The 17,784-nt window shown below is 42.0% G+C and carries 12 protein-coding genes and 1 tRNA gene; 3 read left to right on the top strand and 10 right to left on the bottom strand.

All coding sequences use genetic code 11. From position 1 onward, the window contains the following. Positions 1-55: 55 nt before the first annotated feature. Both ACM0OP_RS01480 and ACM0OP_RS01475 read right to left on the bottom strand, forming a co-directional pair. Positions 56-2,806 carry a TonB-dependent siderophore receptor gene (locus ACM0OP_RS01480; RefSeq protein ID WP_414526611.1) on the bottom strand — a complete coding sequence of 917 codons (2,751 nt, stop codon included), beginning with the start codon at positions 2,804-2,806 and terminating at the stop codon, positions 56-58. Positions 2,807-2,932: 126 nt separating this feature from the next. Then, positions 2,933-3,952, bottom strand: coding sequence for a helix-turn-helix transcriptional regulator (locus tag ACM0OP_RS01475; RefSeq protein WP_414526610.1), 1,020 nt, complete (start codon positions 3,950-3,952; stop codon positions 2,933-2,935). 493 nt (positions 3,953-4,445) lie between these two features. Between ACM0OP_RS01475 and ACM0OP_RS01470 the strand changes: the two genes are divergently transcribed. Continuing rightward, a complete protein-coding gene (locus ACM0OP_RS01470; RefSeq protein ID WP_414526609.1) occupies positions 4,446-4,691 on the top strand; it encodes a hypothetical protein in 246 nt (81 codons plus the stop codon). Between the two features lie 261 nt (positions 4,692-4,952). Here ACM0OP_RS01470 and fba read toward each other — a convergent pair whose 3' ends face one another. The 4 genes from fba to pdhA form a co-directional block, all read right to left on the bottom strand. Next, complete coding sequence (fba, locus tag ACM0OP_RS01465) at positions 4,953-6,032, bottom strand: class II fructose-bisphosphate aldolase (RefSeq protein WP_414526608.1); 1,080 nt, start codon at positions 6,030-6,032, stop codon at positions 4,953-4,955. Between the two features lie 348 nt (positions 6,033-6,380). After that, a tRNA-Lys gene (locus ACM0OP_RS01460) sits at positions 6,381-6,452 on the bottom strand. A gap of 58 nt (positions 6,453-6,510) precedes the next feature. Further along, the gene (locus ACM0OP_RS01455) at positions 6,511-7,383 is read right to left on the bottom strand and encodes an aldose epimerase family protein (protein ID WP_414526607.1); all 873 of its coding nucleotides are present in this window, start codon (positions 7,381-7,383) and stop codon (positions 6,511-6,513) included. 222 nt (positions 7,384-7,605) lie between these two features. Continuing rightward, positions 7,606-8,640: a pyruvate dehydrogenase (acetyl-transferring) E1 component subunit alpha gene (pdhA, locus tag ACM0OP_RS01450; RefSeq protein WP_414526606.1), complete on the bottom strand. Its 1,035-nt coding sequence runs from the start codon at positions 8,638-8,640 to the stop codon at positions 7,606-7,608. Between the two features lie 608 nt (positions 8,641-9,248). Between pdhA and ACM0OP_RS01445 the strand changes: the two genes are divergently transcribed. Beyond that, the gene (locus tag ACM0OP_RS01445) at positions 9,249-11,537 is read left to right on the top strand and encodes an IMS domain-containing protein (RefSeq protein WP_414526605.1); all 2,289 of its coding nucleotides are present in this window, start codon (positions 9,249-9,251) and stop codon (positions 11,535-11,537) included. A 755-nt stretch (positions 11,538-12,292) separates the two neighbouring features. Further along, a complete protein-coding gene (locus ACM0OP_RS01440) occupies positions 12,293-13,552 on the top strand; it encodes a DUF4912 domain-containing protein (protein WP_414526604.1) in 1,260 nt (419 codons plus the stop codon). Positions 13,553-13,892: 340 nt separating this feature from the next. Here the strand turns inward: ACM0OP_RS01440 and ACM0OP_RS01435 are convergent, their stop codons facing one another. Genes ACM0OP_RS01435 through ACM0OP_RS01420 form a run of 4 tightly spaced genes read right to left on the bottom strand, consistent with a single transcriptional unit; the run spans position 13,893 to position 17,733 of the window. Continuing rightward, positions 13,893-14,543 (bottom strand): DUF2301 domain-containing membrane protein, encoded by a 651-nt coding sequence (locus tag ACM0OP_RS01435; RefSeq protein WP_414526603.1) that lies wholly within the window; start codon positions 14,541-14,543, stop codon positions 13,893-13,895. Positions 14,544-14,595: 52 nt separating this feature from the next. Beyond that, positions 14,596-15,396 (bottom strand): SAM hydrolase/SAM-dependent halogenase family protein, encoded by an 801-nt coding sequence (locus tag ACM0OP_RS01430; protein ID WP_414526602.1) that lies wholly within the window; start codon positions 15,394-15,396, stop codon positions 14,596-14,598. Positions 15,397-15,424: 28 nt separating this feature from the next. After that, positions 15,425-16,261 (bottom strand): ABC transporter ATP-binding protein, encoded by an 837-nt coding sequence (locus ACM0OP_RS01425; RefSeq protein WP_414526601.1) that lies wholly within the window; start codon positions 16,259-16,261, stop codon positions 15,425-15,427. 29 nt (positions 16,262-16,290) lie between these two features. After that, complete coding sequence (locus ACM0OP_RS01420) at positions 16,291-17,733, bottom strand: ABC transporter substrate-binding protein (protein WP_414526600.1); 1,443 nt, start codon at positions 17,731-17,733, stop codon at positions 16,291-16,293. Positions 17,734-17,784: the final 51 nt, after the last annotated feature.

Raw genomic sequence — 17,784 nt, 5'->3', positions numbered from 1 at the left:
AATGTTCTACGCTTCATTCTGACGCAGAGAAGCGTAGAATGCAGAATAAATTTGCTTAAAACTGCCAAGAAACGGTTCCCACCACTGTAAAAGGATCTCCAGGAAAAACACGGGCGCGGTTTTGAGCAGATACGAAATAATCAACGTCAAACAGATTCCTAATATTAAGGGCAGCCCTGAAGTTATCCCGTTTATAGAAAATAGCCGCATCTGTGCGCGTATATCCAGGTAAAACGAATGTATTGGCTAAGTCCCCTTGTCGTTCTCCAAAGTAGAAGACTCCCAAACCGAAACCGAATCCTTGTAAACTGCCGGATTGAAGTTCGTAGGTTGTCCATAAGTTTAAAGTATTTCTCGGCACATTATTGAGTTGATTACCCACTGGCAAATTATTGTCTTTGGTAATTTCTGCTTCAGTCAAAGCATAGCCAGCAATAATGTTCCATCCGGGTAAGATTTCACCAGAAATGTCAAACTCGATGCCGCGACTGCGCTGTTCTCCAACTTGAATAGTTTGTAGGGGATTATTGGGATCTGCTGTAGGCAGATTAGAACGAGTTAAATCATAAAATGCAAGTGTGGCAGATAATCGCTCAGTCAAATTAGCTTTGACACCGATTTCATATTGCTTACCCCGTTCTGGTTCTGATTCTGCGGGGGAAAATGTGGACGTAGCTTGATTGAAAGAACTGCTATAACTAGCGTAAAGAGAGATAGGTTGAACGGGCTGGTAAACAATACCAACACGAGGACTAAAAGCTTCTTCCTGCTTAAAGTCACCAGTAGCTGGTCCAAAATTTCCAGTAGCATCTCTATAATTTTTATTGGAAATATCAAAGCGTCCACCCAAAAGTACTTTGAGTTGTTCTGTTAGAGTGATTTGGTCTTGAACATAAAAACCTAGTTGTTGAATTCTATCTTTAACATCATATGCTGGGATACTTGCACCTGTTAAAGTTGCCCCATAAACAGGATTAAACACATCCAAGGGAGAAATTGAGCGGGTGGAACCTACGGTATCGGTATCGTATCTAAATAAATTCAACCCTACGACCAATTCATGTTCAATACTCCCAGTTGTAAAGTTACCGACAGTGTAGGTATCCAAGTTATAAATGTTTTCTTTATAGTCTTGATTGTCAAATATTCTATTCAAGGTACGTCCATCATCCTGCAATGCACCCGCACCACGGGAAAAGACAATATCTCTATCTAACTGAAGAAACGAAGCCCTAAATACGCTACGCATCTGCCAGTTGTCACTAAAACGGTGTTCAAAGTCAAAACCAGCCCGAAATACTTGCTGCTGACTGTTATCAATATTAGGTTCACCAATATAGCGATTACGAGGGATTTTGCCATTGGGGTTAGGCAGTACGCTTCCTTGCGCTGGTATTCCCAGGTCAAATGGACCTTCTGTTCTTGAATAGTCAGCTTCTAAGGTTAGCTTGCTTCGGTCACTAATTTGCCAACTTAAAACAGGTGCAACTAAGTATCGCTGCTGTTCATAGAAATCAGTCAGGCTTTCTGTTGTCTGACCAGAAACATTTAAGCGATACAAAACTGTTCTCTCAGTGTTCAGTGGACCAGATAAATCGATTGCCCCTCTATAGAAATTAAAACTACCAGCAGAGGCTTCTATCTCATAGAAAGGTTCGAGCAATGGTCGTTTTGTGACTAAGTTGACTTTTCCTGCCAGCCCACCTTGCCCATAAAGAACCGAAGCTGGTCCTTTGAGAACTTCAACACGCTCAACATTGGAGCCAAAGCCTGCATTCTGATTTGTGGGATCTGGCAAGCCGTTTACTAGGATTTGGTCAGAAGAATTAAATCCCCGAATATTGAAACTATTGCCATAGGTACGAGGTGATACACCTCCTTGTACTACACCAGGTACGTTTTGTAATACCTCGATTAGACGGGTTGCTTGTTGGTCCCTTATAACTTGTTGGGGGACTACCTGAATCGATTGGGGAATATCCCGTAGGGGCGTATCGGTTCTGGTGGCAGAGGTTGCATTTGGTACGCGATAATTATCCTGTTGTCCTGTGACTATCAATTCAATCGGCTTATCACCCTGCACTACTGGTTCCTCTTGTGGTGTTTCACTCGTTGGCTGTTCTGCTTCCGGCTGCATTGCAGTTGCAGCAGGCGTGAAACCAAAAATCAATCCTTCATTACTGTCAAATAAATCCACTGCTGGTAATCCTGCTTCCCCTGTCACCGTCACCCGAATAGTATTAGTATCAAGGTTAGTAACCGTTATCTCAGTAATCCCCTCTATTGGGTTTTGGGAACGGAATGTAAACCCATCGCCACTGGGTAAACGTAATTGAGCATTGGGAATATCAGCGATAAAATTATTGTCAGCACTGTTATTAGTAATTTGCAGTTGTTCGCCTTGAGTCGTCTGTAAAATCACCTCCACACCGTTATCAGTGGGATTAGCTTCTACCCCCGTCACCTGGATAACCTCTGAAGATGCTGGCGACTGTACAAGTAATTCTGCACTCTGGGAAACCTGCGAAATCTCATTCAGTTGAAGAATCTTTCTGTTTGATTTCTCTGACTTTGCTCTTTGCAGAGAACTTGCAACTTGAGACGGAAAATCTCGGTGCTTCCTGTTATTGGAAGTCAATACTGGTGATTTACTGTTTCTGACTCCCAGGGTGTCCTTGAATGTAGATTCTCCTACCGCCCCAGTAGAAGACTCACCTTGATTTACCTCACTTCTAGCAGGAGTGCTAATCAACACCACAACTGCACCCGTCAGCAACAGACTTTGAAACAATTTATCTAACTTCATTTTTTTACCTACACTCCCTGACACCACTTGGCAGTATTAAGAAATCTTCCTAACTAAACTGGCAGTGTATGTATGATAGGGGATGCGGATTTTGATTTTGAACGCTAGACGGATTTTTTTTGAACGCTAGACGGATTTTTTCTGATACTGAAAGTATTGTTTGGGATTTAAGCCGAACTTTTTGCGGAAAGCAGAGGCAAAATAACTGCGACTGTCAAAACCAACCCTAAATGCTACTTCTTCAACCTTCATTTCTCCTAATACTAAAAGTTGTTTGGCTTTTTCTAGGCGATAGTCGTGCAAATATTTAAATGCAGATGTGCCGAAAACTTGACGAAACCCACGTTTCAATTTGAAGTCATTTAACCCTACTTGCCGTGCTAACTCCATCAAGTTGGGTGGATTCTCTAAATTACCTAGTAAAATTTCTTTAGCTTGGTAAATTTTGTCTATATCGATCAAATCCCTGGCTGGAGCGCGATAATTAGAAATATCCTCTTCTTGGAATTGCTGACAATGAAGGGTAATCAATTCCACAGCCTTACTTTCCAGATACATCTGCTTCAGATATCCTTGATGGGGACACTGGAGAATATGAGATAATACAACCCACATTTCCTGTGTGATTTCGCCTTGTTGGTAATAAGGCTGTAAATTATCGCCCATTAAGGCTTGACGCAGAGAAATTGGGATTTGTTCTAAGTCTTCGTCGCCAAAACTTGAGAAAAATTCCTGCGGTTCGATACTCAGATAAATTCGGGAAAATTTCTCTCCAGCTTTCCAGTATTCAGTTTCTTTGATATCACAGTTACATTCTGAATAATATCTGCCTACTGATTCGTCAGTCTTATCTGTTAAACCGTGGCGTTCAATTCTCACTTTTCCTGAAAGAAAAAAACTCAACCCAAATTGAGAATGATCTAAACTATCTCTCATCCACACAAGATCATCAGTAAACTTTTCTTCGTGTATCCAAATAGATAATCCACTGCGTAACTTTGTACAGCAGTGATAGGTATTAAAGACATCGAGAACCTTTCCTTGGCGGATAGTTTCAACTCCCTTTGATTGAATGGAAAGTATACCCTTTTGCTCACTTTCTGCTTTGAGTTCTTGCCAGTCTGTATCTGTAAGAATTTTTGTCATGGTTTAATAATAATTACTCTCATCATCAAGCTGATATGTGTTTTGGGCTAAGGCACTGCTTGGAAGTTACCCGAAAGGCAAAACTATATTAGATGGAATGGCGATCGCTCTTAACATCTATAACCACTTATTTAGATAAGAAATATTCTTAATTATTGCATCAAACGGACTGTATGAAAAGTAACCCTGTATCAAGTTACTTGTTCTCATTCTTTCATCGGTGATAACCAAAAGCCAAAGCTAGTTAAATATATTTAGACTAAAAGTATAAAAGTATATTGATTAATTTTAATTGGTCAAGGCGATCGCTCCGCTAAAAGTTCATCTTTTATAGGATTTTTATCAATTTTCCATGCCACAAAAAATTTTCCTCTCGGGGTATTTACAAGTATAAAATAATACTTTATATTGATAAATAAGAAAGGCGATCGTCCTCCCCCAAGAGTATGCGATCGCCTTTCCCTTAACCCCACAAATGGAGTCAAATACAATCATGACACAAGTACAACAATTAGTCGCCAATCAAGAATCCAATTTGACGGCATCTGTAGAAAAGGCATCACCTGTAAGAGAACCGATTAAACATTTACTAATTGGTTCACCAAAAGCTGTCACCAGCACAATTCACCTATTGCAAGTTATTGGCTATGCAAACGTCAAAGACTGGAGTCCACTATTACCCACAGCTAACGCAGGTGAAGTCATGAGCATTTTAAGCCGTCAGATTTGGTTGAAATAATCAAATTAATCTTGTAGAGACGCGATTTATCGTGTCTTTACCTTCTTTAATCCTAAATGGAAGCACAAAAAAAAGCATAGCGGCTTCCAGAAACGAATGCCGCCTGCGTTAGTTAAAAACCCTTAATCCGCAACCGTCTGTTTATTAAGAAAAATAATCAACAAACGCGCATCAACAATAGCATAAAAAAAGCATAGCCATGCTATGCTCCTATTAAAAATATTGCCTACCCTATAAAGGGAAGGAATCATCCGAAATTAGTTAAACTTTAGCAGATGCTTTCGTAACTACATTCAATTCGCCCTTAGCATACTTAGCAGCAAAATCTTCTAGAGAAACTTGCTTAATTTTGCTCGCATTGCCGGCAGTACCAAATTGCTCATAACGGTCAGCACAAACCTTCTGCATATATTTAATGGAAGGCTTGAGGAAGTGACGGGGGTCAAATTCTTTGGGATTTGCTGCCAAAGCTTCACGCACGGCGGCGGTAATAGCTAGACGGTTATCGGTGTCAATGTTAACTTTACGTACACCACACTTGATACCTTTTTGAATTTCTTCTACAGGTACACCGTAGGTTTCAGGAATTGCACCACCATACTGGTTAATCAGTGCTAGTAAATCTTCAGGAACAGAAGAGGAACCGTGCATTACTAAGTGGGTATTTGGTAGACGGCGGTGAATTTCTTCAATGCGGCTAATTGCCAAAATTTCACCTGTAGGCTTACGAGTAAACTTGTAAGCACCGTGGCTGGTACCGATAGCTACAGCCAAAGCATCTACCTGGGTTTGCTCTACAAAGTCTGCTGCTTCGTCGGGGTCAGTTAGCAATTGAGAGTGGTCAAGTGTACCTTCAAAACCGTGGCCATCTTCAGCTTCACCAGCACCAGTTTCTAAAGAACCTAAACAACCAAGTTCACCTTCAACGCTGACACCGAGGGAATGAGCTACGTTTACCACTTCGCGGGTAACATTGACATTGTACTCAAAGCTAGCGGGGGTTTTGGCATCAGCTTCCAAAGAACCATCCATCATCACGCTGGTAAACCCATTCTTCATTGCTGAGTAGCAAGTAGAAGGCGCATTACCATGATCTTGGTGCATGACAATGGGAATGTGAGGGTAGGTTTCTGCTGCTGCCAAAATTAGGTGACGCAGAAAGTTTTCTCCCGCATAAGCACGTGCGCCACGGGAAGCTTGTAAAATTACAGGGCTATCTGTCTCTGCTGCTGCCTTAAGAATTGCCTGTATTTGCTCCAAGTTATTAACGTTAAAAGCTGGAATACCGTAACCGTTTTCAGCCGCGTGATCTAAAAGCAGCCGCATTGGTACGAGCGCCATATATAGTCCTCCTAATGTGTTTTTCAGCTAATCAGTGTACGAAAAGCGTAATATTTACGCTAATCTTAATACTTTTTTCAACTTATAGGAAATTATAACTAGTGCCGGGTGTTTATGTTGAACAAGTTTACGCCATCTTTCATAACCATGCCCTATATTTCCCATATACTACTGTACATTCAGTTACACTCTCATTTAAGGCTTTAGTTAGTATCCCCATATCCTCGATACCTTATCTACTAAGACTTAGGCAATGTGTAGCATTTACGAAACATTAGTCATGAGCCAGTGAGTGATATTTTGGCGATCGCTCACAACAGCAAATATCATCCACTCAAATTTTTACAGTGGGTCGCCCGAGACTCGAACTCGGAACAAATCGGTTAAAAGCCGAGTACTCTACCATTGAGTTAGCGACCCTTTTGTTTTGCAACTTTGCAATCATAACACGAGCATCTGAAATTTGCAAATATTATTTTTATAAAATATTCGCCGTTAACCTTACAGATGCCGTGCAGCTAGCTTTTGGAGCTAATACCGTCAGGTTTTCCCCAGTATTAATCGCATTCCGAGGAGCTGTCCAAGGTTCCAGACAGTAGAAATCCTTGCCTTTGAATGTCCAAAACACTAGACGAGAATAAATGCGATCGTAATCTAAAGTCAGTTTTAGCTGACGGCTACGGTCGATAACTGCGGCACATTGACTAGTCAAATCACCAAAAGCCACATCAATTTCATCGCGGTTGAAATCAAAACCACCATCAAAAGAGTTAATTTCCTTAGTAGTTTGGTCTTGATACTGCCCAGAAGGAATTTCAAACTCTAGCTGACTCTTATCACCACCGGTGAGAAAATAAGGATGGAAACCAGCAGAAAACGGCATGGGTACAGATGACAAATTTTCATACTCCTGCCGAATTACCAGAGTATTACCTTGCAATTCATAAGTAAAAAGCAGTCGCCACTCAAAAGGATAAACTGCCTGAGTTTGCTCATTGCTCTTGAGTACAAGAGTTAGACTAGCTTTACCTTGAGTTTTTTGCTCAGTTACTTCCCAAGGCAAATCACGAGCAAAACCATGTTGCTTCAGAGTGTAGCGTTGCCCATTATGGGTGTACAAATTATCTGGTAAATTGCCACAAATAGGGAACAGAATCGGATTTCCACCTCTCACACTCAACTCCGGATGAGTAAATCGTTCCGTATCCAAATAGAAAATTTCCCGGTCTTGCATCCGCCAACGGGTGATAATACCGCCTCTTTCTGGTACTACTTCTATTTGAGAGCCAGCACTTTCATCACTGAGGATGTAAGTCTTGTATTGTTGTTGTTCAACGCTGATAGTAAACACAAGTTTAATCCTTATTTTTTCATCGGGCATCAGACCTGGGGAATAGAGCTGAGGGAGAAGTAGAAATGGAAATCACCCAGTCTCTACTCCCTCATAAGAAGCAAGGGAGCGGGAGGGAGTTAGAAATTACTTGACACGGACGGCAGCTTAACAACCTTTCCTCTTCTCCCTTGCACCCTGCCCCTCTGCCCCTCTGCCTCTTCCTACTCCCCACTCCCCAACTTACTTGTCTTCTGCGAACACGAAGCGATACAACTCGCTGGGGTCAGGTTCGGGACTACTTTCGGCAAACTGCACAGCTTCCTCTATGACTGCTTGAATTTTCTGGTCAATGGCTTTGAGTTCTGCCTCATCTGCTAAGTTTTGCTCAACGAGATAAGCTGCTAGCTTCTTAATAGGGTCACGAGAAAACCAAAATTCTTTCTCAGCTTTGCTACGCATTTCATCTGGGTCTGCCAGGGAGTGTCCCCGGAAACGGTAGGTAAGAGCTTCAATTAATGTCGGTCCTTCACCTGCACGGGCGCGGGCTACAGCTTCTTGGGCTACGGCTCGCACTGCTAAAACATCCATTCCGTCTACTTCCACCCCTACCATGTTAAATACACTGGCCTTTTTGTAAATCTCTGGCTGAGAAGTGGCGCGTTCGTGAGACATCCCAATTGCCCATTTATTATTTTCTACCACGAAAATAATTGGCAGTTTCCAGAGGGCGGCCATATTTAAAGTCTCGAAAAACTGACCATTATTAGCTGCGCCATCGCCAAAAAAGCAGGCTGTTACTTGGTCGGCGTTTTGATCTCCCAACACTTCCCGGCGGTATTTGCTTTGGAAAGCGGCTCCAGCTGCTACAGGAATACCTTCGGCGACAAAAGCATAACCACCTAATAAACCATGTTCGGCAGAAAACATATGCATGGAACCACCACGCCCTTTGCTGCATCCCGTGGCTTTACCAAATAACTCCGCCATGACTTCTCTGGCTGGTACGCCGGCACTGAGAGCATGAACGTGGTCGCGGTAGGTGCTGGAAACAAAATCTTCCCCTGGTCGCATGGATTGGATGACACCTGTGGAAACGGCTTCTTGACCGTTGTAGAGGTGGACAAAACCAAACATTTTGCCCCTATAGTACATCTCAGCACATTTGTCTTCAAATGAGCGACCTAGTACCATGTCTTCATATAGCCGCAACCCTTCTTCTTTAGTGATTGTGGTGCTGGAGGTATTAAATGTAGGTATGGTGCGTTCTTGAAACATTATTTTTTTAGTATTCCTATAGTAAAACTGAAATTTACCATGTCAAATAGGTTGAGAAAAGACAATATGTGTTTATCATCCCCAAAAATTTATGCACCAAACAGGTTTATAGGCAATAGAGGTACAGCCGCAAATATACCCCTGAGTTTGACACTCCCGACTCCTGTTTATAGGCTATCAATCAGGATAGCTTTCTTTCTGCATATCCATGAACAATTTACCAAAAATGAATGAGGATTTTTTTATATAGCTAGATAGTTGTAATATCAATTTTTTCATGCTATAATTACTAATCCTTAATTAATAACCTCCCCGATAGCTTCTAAAACTGCGTTATTGGGAAGATAAGTAAAGGATTGGTAAATACCAGTTATTATAAGCACAATTACTTGTAATTACAATCAGGTATTAGTGGTTTTTACGCAAATGTAAAATATTACCAGTTGATTATTATTAAAATCTGAGGAAAGAACAAAATCAATTGTTCAGATATAGATTTATATTCTAAGTGATCCACGGTATTATTGAATCTATTATTATGGCAAGGTTTTACGTGCCTGGAATACTCTAGGTTAATTATGTTGATCACGGTGCAGGGGAAGTAGACTGTGCGAATTCCGCTAGATTACTACCGAATTTTGGGACTACCGTTAGCGGCAAGTGATGAACAGTTGCGACAGTCATACAGCGATCGCATTGTACAGTTGCCGCGACGAGAGTATTCTCAAGCAGCAATTACTTCTCGCAAACAACTGATAGAAGAAGCTTACGCGATTTTATCTAATCCCACAGAACGTAGCAGTTATGACCAGCTTTATCTTGCCCATGCCTATGGCCCCGAAGGCAATGGTAATGCTACTGCTACAGGAGACAACCAGACAGAAGCCAAAAATACCGATCCGGATATCCAGAGTCTGAGTATTGACATTTCCCAAGAGGAATTAGTTGGTGCTTTATTGATTCTGGAAGAACTGGGGGAATATGAACTGGTACTGAAGCTAGGTCACAATTACCTCACCAATTCTAATGGGGTAGCCTCTGCCAGAGTAGCCAATAATCTTGATAGTGAAGAATTTCTCGAAGGTTCTGAATACCCAGATATTGTTTTGACTGTGGCTCTGGCTTGTTTAGAATTGGGACGGGAACAATGGCAGCAGGGTCACTATGAAAATGCGGCTATTTCTCTGGAAACTGGTCAAGAACTGTTAGCGCGTGAAGGACTGTTTTCTAGTGTCCAGGCGGAAATGCAAGCTGATTTGTATAAATTGCGGCCCTATCGAATTTTAGAATTACTGGAATTACCGCCAGAAAAGGTTGCCCAAAGAAAACAAGGATTGGCATTTTTACATGATATTTTAAGCGATCGCGGTGGTATTGATGGTACTGGCAATGATCAATCTGGTCTGAATATAGACGATTTTTTACGATTTATTCAGCAATTACGCAACTATTTAACAGTTGCCGAACAGCATAAGCTATTTGAAGCTGAAAGCAAGCGTCCCTCTGCTGTAGCTACTTATTTGGCAGTTTATGCCCTCTTAGCACGGGGATTCACTCAACACCAACCGGCTTTAATTCGTCAAGCCAAGCAAATGCTCATGGGTTTGGGAAAACGTCAAGATGTACATTTAGAACAATCACTGTGTGCGCTGCTATTAGGACAGACAGAAGAAGCCACTCGCGTTTTAGAACTTAGTCAAGAATACGAAGCCTTGGCTTTAATTCGGGAAAAATCACTAGATTCTCCTGACTTACTACCAGGACTATGTTTGTATGCTGAACAGTGGTTACAAAATGAAGTATTCCTCCACTTTCGAGATTTAGCTACTCAGCAAGCCTCGTTAAAAGATTATTTTGCTAATCCACAGGTGCAAGCCTATTTAGAAGCCTTACCTACAGATGCAGAAACTACCCATGAATGGGCTGTAATCAACCGTCAGTCGTTTTCCCAACCTCACCTCAACAACAACCAAGCCACTGCTGTTTCTGCCCAATTTGCTCAATCTAGGAAACCTGTTCCGAACTTAGCAACTACCCCAACACAAAACAACCATCAAAATCCTCCCTCTTCCCTGAATGGCCGAAAAACAGGGCTAGATAAAACTAGACGGGATACTCATTCACACCCAGATTTAGTAGATTTTGTTCATCCTCAGCACACAACCAGACCAACTCAGCCTCATCTCAATGGTGCAGCTGGTTCTAATTCCACTGGTCAAGTGAAAAAACGCCGCCGGCGAAAAGCACCTAAAGGTTTCAACCAAGGTAATTCTCAACATCAACCAGCTTTGGGGGCTAATTTAGCAGGGAAAACGCAACTTGCTTGGACTGTGTTGGCTTCTTTGGGAGGTATCTTAGTTTTTTGGCTATTAGTTTCCACAACATTCGGATGGGTGAAAAACTGGTTTTTTCCTGCACCACTTTTGCCAGGTGAACAGTTATTGGTAGAACTAAATCAACCACCAATAGAGATTCCCGACCCCAGCACTGAGTTAAAACTACCAGAAGGTTCTTTGACTGATGCGACAGCGCAAGAAGTGATTGAAACTTGGTTATCTATTAAAGCCGCAGCTTTAGGGCCGCAATATCAGGTTGAAAGATTACAGGATATTTTGACAAGTCCAACTATTTCTCAATGGCGACAATTAGCCCAACAAGAAAGGTTACAGAACCGCTATCGGACGTATGACCACACGGTGAAGGTGGAATATGTTGATCAAGATTCCAATCAAGCTGTAGTTGTAGCCACTGTCAGGGAAGTAACACAGTTCTATGACCAGGGGCAAATACGCAATTTTACTGATGAAAGTTTGCGGGTGCGGTATTCTTTAATTCTACAAGGGGATGTCTGGCGTATCCAAAGTATGTCAGTTATTAATCAGGTTGCCATGAATTGAGGAAGAAGCAGGGAGGAAGAGGAAGGGGTGCAGGGTGCAGTGGAGAAGTAAAAACTCGCAAATTATTGTTTTCTGTATAAAAAGCAATCTGGCTTTTTTGATAAGTAGCTCAAACTTAAAAAACGTAATACCCAGATCCCCGACTTCTCAAAGAAGTCGGGGATCTATATCGTCAAGGTTTTATGCTTAATTATGTTGACCTACTTACCTTATTTCTTTGTATGGCAACCGCCAAGGTGGTGAGGACAAAAACGGATCATAAAAGTTAGACACCGAAAGGCTTTTACCCCACATTCCCCACTCCCTACTCCCTTAAAACCATAATCATGATGTCCTAACCAATATGTCCGTTGCTCTAGCTGAAATGTTATGAAATGCTGATATTTGAGTTATTCCGTTAAACCCAATTTGGTAATTTGTCATGAAATGATGACAATACGATCCCCGGAGAGGTAATAAATGCGTAAAACAACGAAAAAACCACTGTAAACCCCTTGATCCCTGGTGAGGTTTACTGGTTAATATTTACTTAACAAAGAAACTGCTTCGATCCCAAAGAAATGCTAATCATGGCAGCATCTAGGAATCTCAAGGTAGTTAGTCTCAAATTTAAGAAGAAACTAAAAACTTACAAACTGGGCAAAACCAGAGGTCAAGAATCAAAAATTCATCTGGGGTAGATGACATTTTATTTTATAGAAGATTCTGTAACCCAGGGAAATTATTTACCTCACAAACTACTGGAGGCCAAGATTATGGCAAAAGAACGCCCACCGCTAGAAGAGATGACATTACGGCAATTACGCAAAGTTGCCAGTGAATATAGTATCTCTCGCTATAGCCGAATGCGTAAATCTCAACTGCTGGCAGCGATTCAAGAAGTCCAGCGCAGCAAAGTATCGCTTAGTCCAACTCGTTCACTGGAGGCACAGGAAACCGTGGAAGCAGCAAAATTTGAATTAGGTCAAGAAGACCGGACTGGTGGTTTTCTGGCTGATGTTGATGAAGGACTCGCCGACTTACCACAGGGTTATGGTGAAAGCCGGATTGTACTTTTACCCCGCGATCCTCAATGGGCTTATACTTACTGGGATATCCCTAACGAACATAAGGCGGAACTCAGACAGCAAGGTGGGCAGCAACTAGCCCTGCGGATCTATGATGTTACTGATGTTGATTTGGATCACCAAAGTCCTCACAGTATTCAAGAATATCCAGCTGATGAATTGGCGAGAGAATGGTATATTCCTATTCCAGTGAGCGATCGCGATTATGTCATAGATATTGGCTACCGGACTGCTGATGGTCGTTGGTTAGTATTGGCACGTTCTGCAAGAGTACATATTCCTCCTGTTTATCCATCTGATTGGATTGAGGATGCTTTTGTTACTGTTGACTTTGATCAAGATTTACGCAGCAAAACTGTTTACGAATTAGTTCCCCCAGCTAAGAAAGCAGCAACCGCAGCTTCAGCCGGAGTACGGGTAAATGGTAGTAACCCAATATACGATCAAATCTTTGGCTTGGCGGAATCTGCTGAATCACAACGGGTTGCTGGTTCTATTTTTGGTTCTATGCAGCAAGCACCGGGTTCTGCACGTCCTGAAGAAGCTATTAGTTCCTATGTTTTCCCCTCTGGTGTAGGTATGTGGGCAGTTCCCACTGCATCTGGTTTAACCATGTCTGGTGTGGGGATGTCTGGTGCAGGTTTCTCGGCTGATGCTATCCCTATGCGTCCCCGTGAGTTCTGGTTAGTTGCTGATGCTGAGTTGATTGTTTACGGTGCAACGGAACCTGATGCCACTGTCACAATTGGCGGTCGTCCTATTAAACTGAATCCAGATGGTACATTCCGCTTCCAGATGTCCTTCCAAGATGGTTTGATTGACTATCCAATTGTGGGTGTTGCGGCTGATGGTGAACAAAGACGATCAATTCACATGAAGTTTAATCGTGAGACTCCATCCCGTAATACTAATACTAAGGATGAAGCTGTTCTGGAATGGTTTGCTTAAGTTGCTGATGGTGAATTGAGAATATGAAATTTTTCCCCGCTATATTTGATGGCGGGGTTTTTTGTTTGTTTAGGGAACTTAAGTAGTTACTATTACCAGAATATAGAACCCCACCCCCAGCCCCTCCACGCAAGCCTACGGTGTACACACAAGTCGGTAAATTCTCGTTTGTGTCATAAGACCCCACCCCTAGCCCCTCCCCGCAAGCGAGGAGGGGAACTGGATTTAGAGTGAAATTGGGTTTTTAGGGCTGGAAAACCTTTTTGGATCAGGATGTGTGTACACGGTAGCCCCGCAAGCGAGGAGGGGAGAAAAAGAATAGAGGTTAAGTAATCCAAAATTAAACCTTAGCTGAACTTTGGGTTTTCAAATAAGTAAATACTGATTTATCGCCAATATCTGGGGGAATGGCTTGGAATGTTTTACGCAAGGCAAATACTAGAAATAAAGCTGCCCAAATTCCTAATAAAACTTGTTCTCCTTGAGTTGGTAAAATTCCAACTAAATGTCCCAGGAGAAGTAAAGGAACGGTGAGGGTTAAAATTTTAGTTTCTAGGCGATTAAAGCAAAAGGCTTCTTTGAAGAAGATACCTGTTAATGCTACGAAGGTAAAACCGATGCCAAATAATGTCAGGGGTTGGTTGTAAACTGCGATCGCCAGAGGTTCACTACTAGACAATGCCAGGGTTATTGCTGATATACTACCGATGCCCCAACAAACTTGTAATACTCGGTGCAGTAGTGCCATATATATGTGAATGGTTAATAAGCTGATGCCTAAACCAAGACTAAAACAGGCATATAAAGGGGTGAGTGCAGCTATGGAGGTATTGTGAAATAAAACCAAGAGGCTACCAATAGCAAAGCTGAGTGCAGCTACCATTAACCCAGCGCGGTAGATAATTACGCCTGTGCGATCGCTATCGTCAATTGTAAATTCCCCAAACTGACCTTGGTAAACTTCTGGTGTAGAGAAGGTTTGTGTAGTCATATTCAATTAATTTTATAATATTTAAACTCTCATTTCCTCAATTTTAAGGGGTTTAGTGAGACTGCGAAAATAAGACTTGTAACGCATCTTGGCAGTTAAGCTGCAATTGCGAGGCAGCATTACCACTATTGATGGCAATTTCTACCCAGCCATGACTACCAACTAAAGCGGCTAGTTCTCCCACTTTCACATCACTGTAAGTTTCACATCCCGGTATAATTACACCAGCAACTTGCACACACCAATTTTTCCCTTGCACATATTGTCCAGGAATATTACTGACTAAGTTGCCAAAATAATCAATATATTGAATACAACCCTTTACGCCAGTATTGCTTTGGTTGCATTCCCCGATATTGAATTGTACTAAAGTTGCGGAATCAATTTTTTGTCCTAGCTGTGTTAGAGGCACACAACTGGCAAGATGAGCGCCGATAGGTGCAAAAATATCTCTACCGTGAAAAGTTTTGCTCGGTTCAGGTGTCCGCCAATAGTGAGGGTTTGTGAGTTCGACGGTGTGAATGGGGGGACTTTGACTGAGTATGCCACTAAAGATGCCATTATCTGGCCCTACGAGAAAGCCTTGAGCAAATTCTACTGCGATCGCTCGTCGCCTACTCCCGACACCCGGATCTACCACCGCCACGTATACTGTACCCAGGGGAAAATAGGAATAAGCATTCATCAGAGAAAACCGAGCTGCGGCGATGTTTTGCGGCGGAATTTGGTGTGTTAAGTCTACCACGCGGATTTGGGGGTTGATTTGAGCAATAACACCTTTCATTACACTGACATAAACATCGCGATCGCCAAAATCACTGATTAGTGCTATTCCAGATAATTCGCTCAACATTACCCGTCAACGTCCTACTTATTTAAATTTACTCGTCTTGTGTAAAGTATTTATCCAAAAAATTGAGAGCATGATTGCGAAGTTCAAAGTATTCTTTTGAGTTCCGCATCTCAGCGCGATCTCGTGGATGTTCAAAAGGAACTTCTAATATTTCTCCAATTTTTGCCGATGGACCATTAGTCATTAACACGATGCGATCTGACATATAAATAGCTTCATCTACATCATGCGTAATCATCATTACGGCTTGGCGATGATTTTCCCAAATATCTAATACTTGTTTTTGTAATTTACCTTTAGTTAGTGCATCTAAGGCTCCAAAAGGTTCATCCATAATTAACATTTTTGGTCGGATGGCTAAGGCTCTGGCAATACCCACTCTTTGTTTCATTCCTCCAGAAATTTCATCAGGATATTTATCAGCAGCCGCTATTAAGTTAACCATTGCTAAATGTTCATTAACAATGCTAATTCTTTCAGCGCGACTGGCTTTTTTCAGCACTTCATCTACAGCCAGACGGATATTTTCCCGCACAGTCAACCAAGGTAAAAGTGAGTAGCTTTGAAATACCATCATTCTTTCGGCTCCTGGTTGCCGAATTTCTTTTCCATCTAGCCGCACTGAGCCAGAAGTCGCTTTTTCTAACCCAGCTACTATCTTCAACAGTGTTGATTTACCACAGCCAGAGTGACCAATTATAGAAATATATTCATCTTCCCCAATAGTCAGATTTACCCCATCCAAGACCACAAAATTACCTTTGTCTGGTGTGGGATAGGATTTGACTAAATTTTCAATTTCTAAGAAATTAGTGCTAGACATAACTTTGTGTCCATTATTTACTACTAATGGGATATCTTTCATGATCAAAATTTCCTCATCAAATTTACGATTCAAGACATAAAAAACTGAGTGGGAGCATTAGCCCTAATAGAAAATTGATTCAGATATCCTACTGGGTTACTAGGGTCAAAACCTATTTTGTCGATGAAAACTTCTGGCGGCTCGACTTTATAATCTTCTTGAGGACATTCAATACCCATTTCTGTGGCTATTTCTCGATATAAATCAGTTCGCCAACCGCTTTGGGCGATTTCTTCAGCATTTTTGGGAAACTCCGAAATTTGTCCCCATCTTGCAGCTTGGGTCATTAACCAAATACTTTGGGATTGCCACAAAAATGTGGAATGATTGCCTGGGTATTGGGGAAGGTTATCAGGAATATCAAAGAAAATTGTGCGATCAGCAGATGTAATGGTGCGGTCTTTACCATCAAATCCTCCGTAGTTGTAATTGCCAATAATTCCCGGACTGGTTAATTTAGCTATGGGTGCATTGGGATTTCTGGGTCTAGCACCTGTAAAGGAACGGTCTGTAATTAATTCGGCAACTTCCTGACGATTTTCTGGCTTACTACAATATTGGCAGGCTTCTATCATTGCCTTAACTAAAGAACGATAGGTTTTGGGATAGTTATCGATGAAAGATTCCATGACTCCCAATAATCGGTCTGGATGTCCTAACCAGACTTCTTTACCTTGGGCGAAAGTGAAGCCGATACCTTCGTTACCTGTTATGGCTCTGGTGTTCCAAGGTTCAGCTACCATGTAAGCTTGCATTGCGCCAATGCGTACATTTGTCACCATCAGGGGAGGTGGGACAATGATAACGCGAAACTCTTGCAATGGGTTAACACCTGCTGCTGCGGACAGGTAACGCACAAAGTATTCATAAATAGCAGAACTCAAAACTACTGCCCAAACTTTCCTGTCTGTTGGTTGCTTGGCAAAGTAGCCGCGAAAATCTCTTCCAAATGCTTCCAATGCACCATCACCATATTGTTGTTGATATTCAAACCACGGACGTAGCCCAAAATCCCACATGGCTTGGTTCATGGTCATGGCGTTACCGTGGCGATGAATAGTCATAGCCGCACATAAGGGGGCGTGGCGTGCGCCTTCTGCACCTATTCTGGCGTTAGTCACAGCACCAGATACCACAGGGGAAGCATCTAAACGACCAAAAATTAAGCCGTCACGGGAGGTAGCCCAACTAGCTTCGCGGTTAAGGGTGACGTTTAAACCATATTTGCGGAAGAAACCTTTTTTCCAGGCGATCGCAAATGGCGCACAATCATTAACAGGGACATAACCAACGGTAATATCAGGTTTTTCTAGTTCTTGAGATTTCACCAATGGTTCAACAGCTAAGGCTTCTTCAGTCAACCCTCTAGCACCTGTATTTCCAGTAATGCCACAGGATGACAGCGCTAACCCAGTTGTTGTTAATCCTATGCCTTTAATAAAGTCACGGCGATTCCAATGATTATCACCCATTTCTTTTGCTCCAGTGGTAATCAATTATTTTTCAGTAAATTCAGCCTGAGA

Source organism: Nodularia chucula CCY0103 (assembly GCF_963923915.1).
GTDB classification, from domain to species: domain Bacteria; phylum Cyanobacteriota; class Cyanobacteriia; order Cyanobacteriales; family Nostocaceae; genus Nodularia; species Nodularia chucula.
Note: the sequence above shows the minus strand (reverse complement) of the source record. Positions and strands in the feature narration are given on the sequence as shown.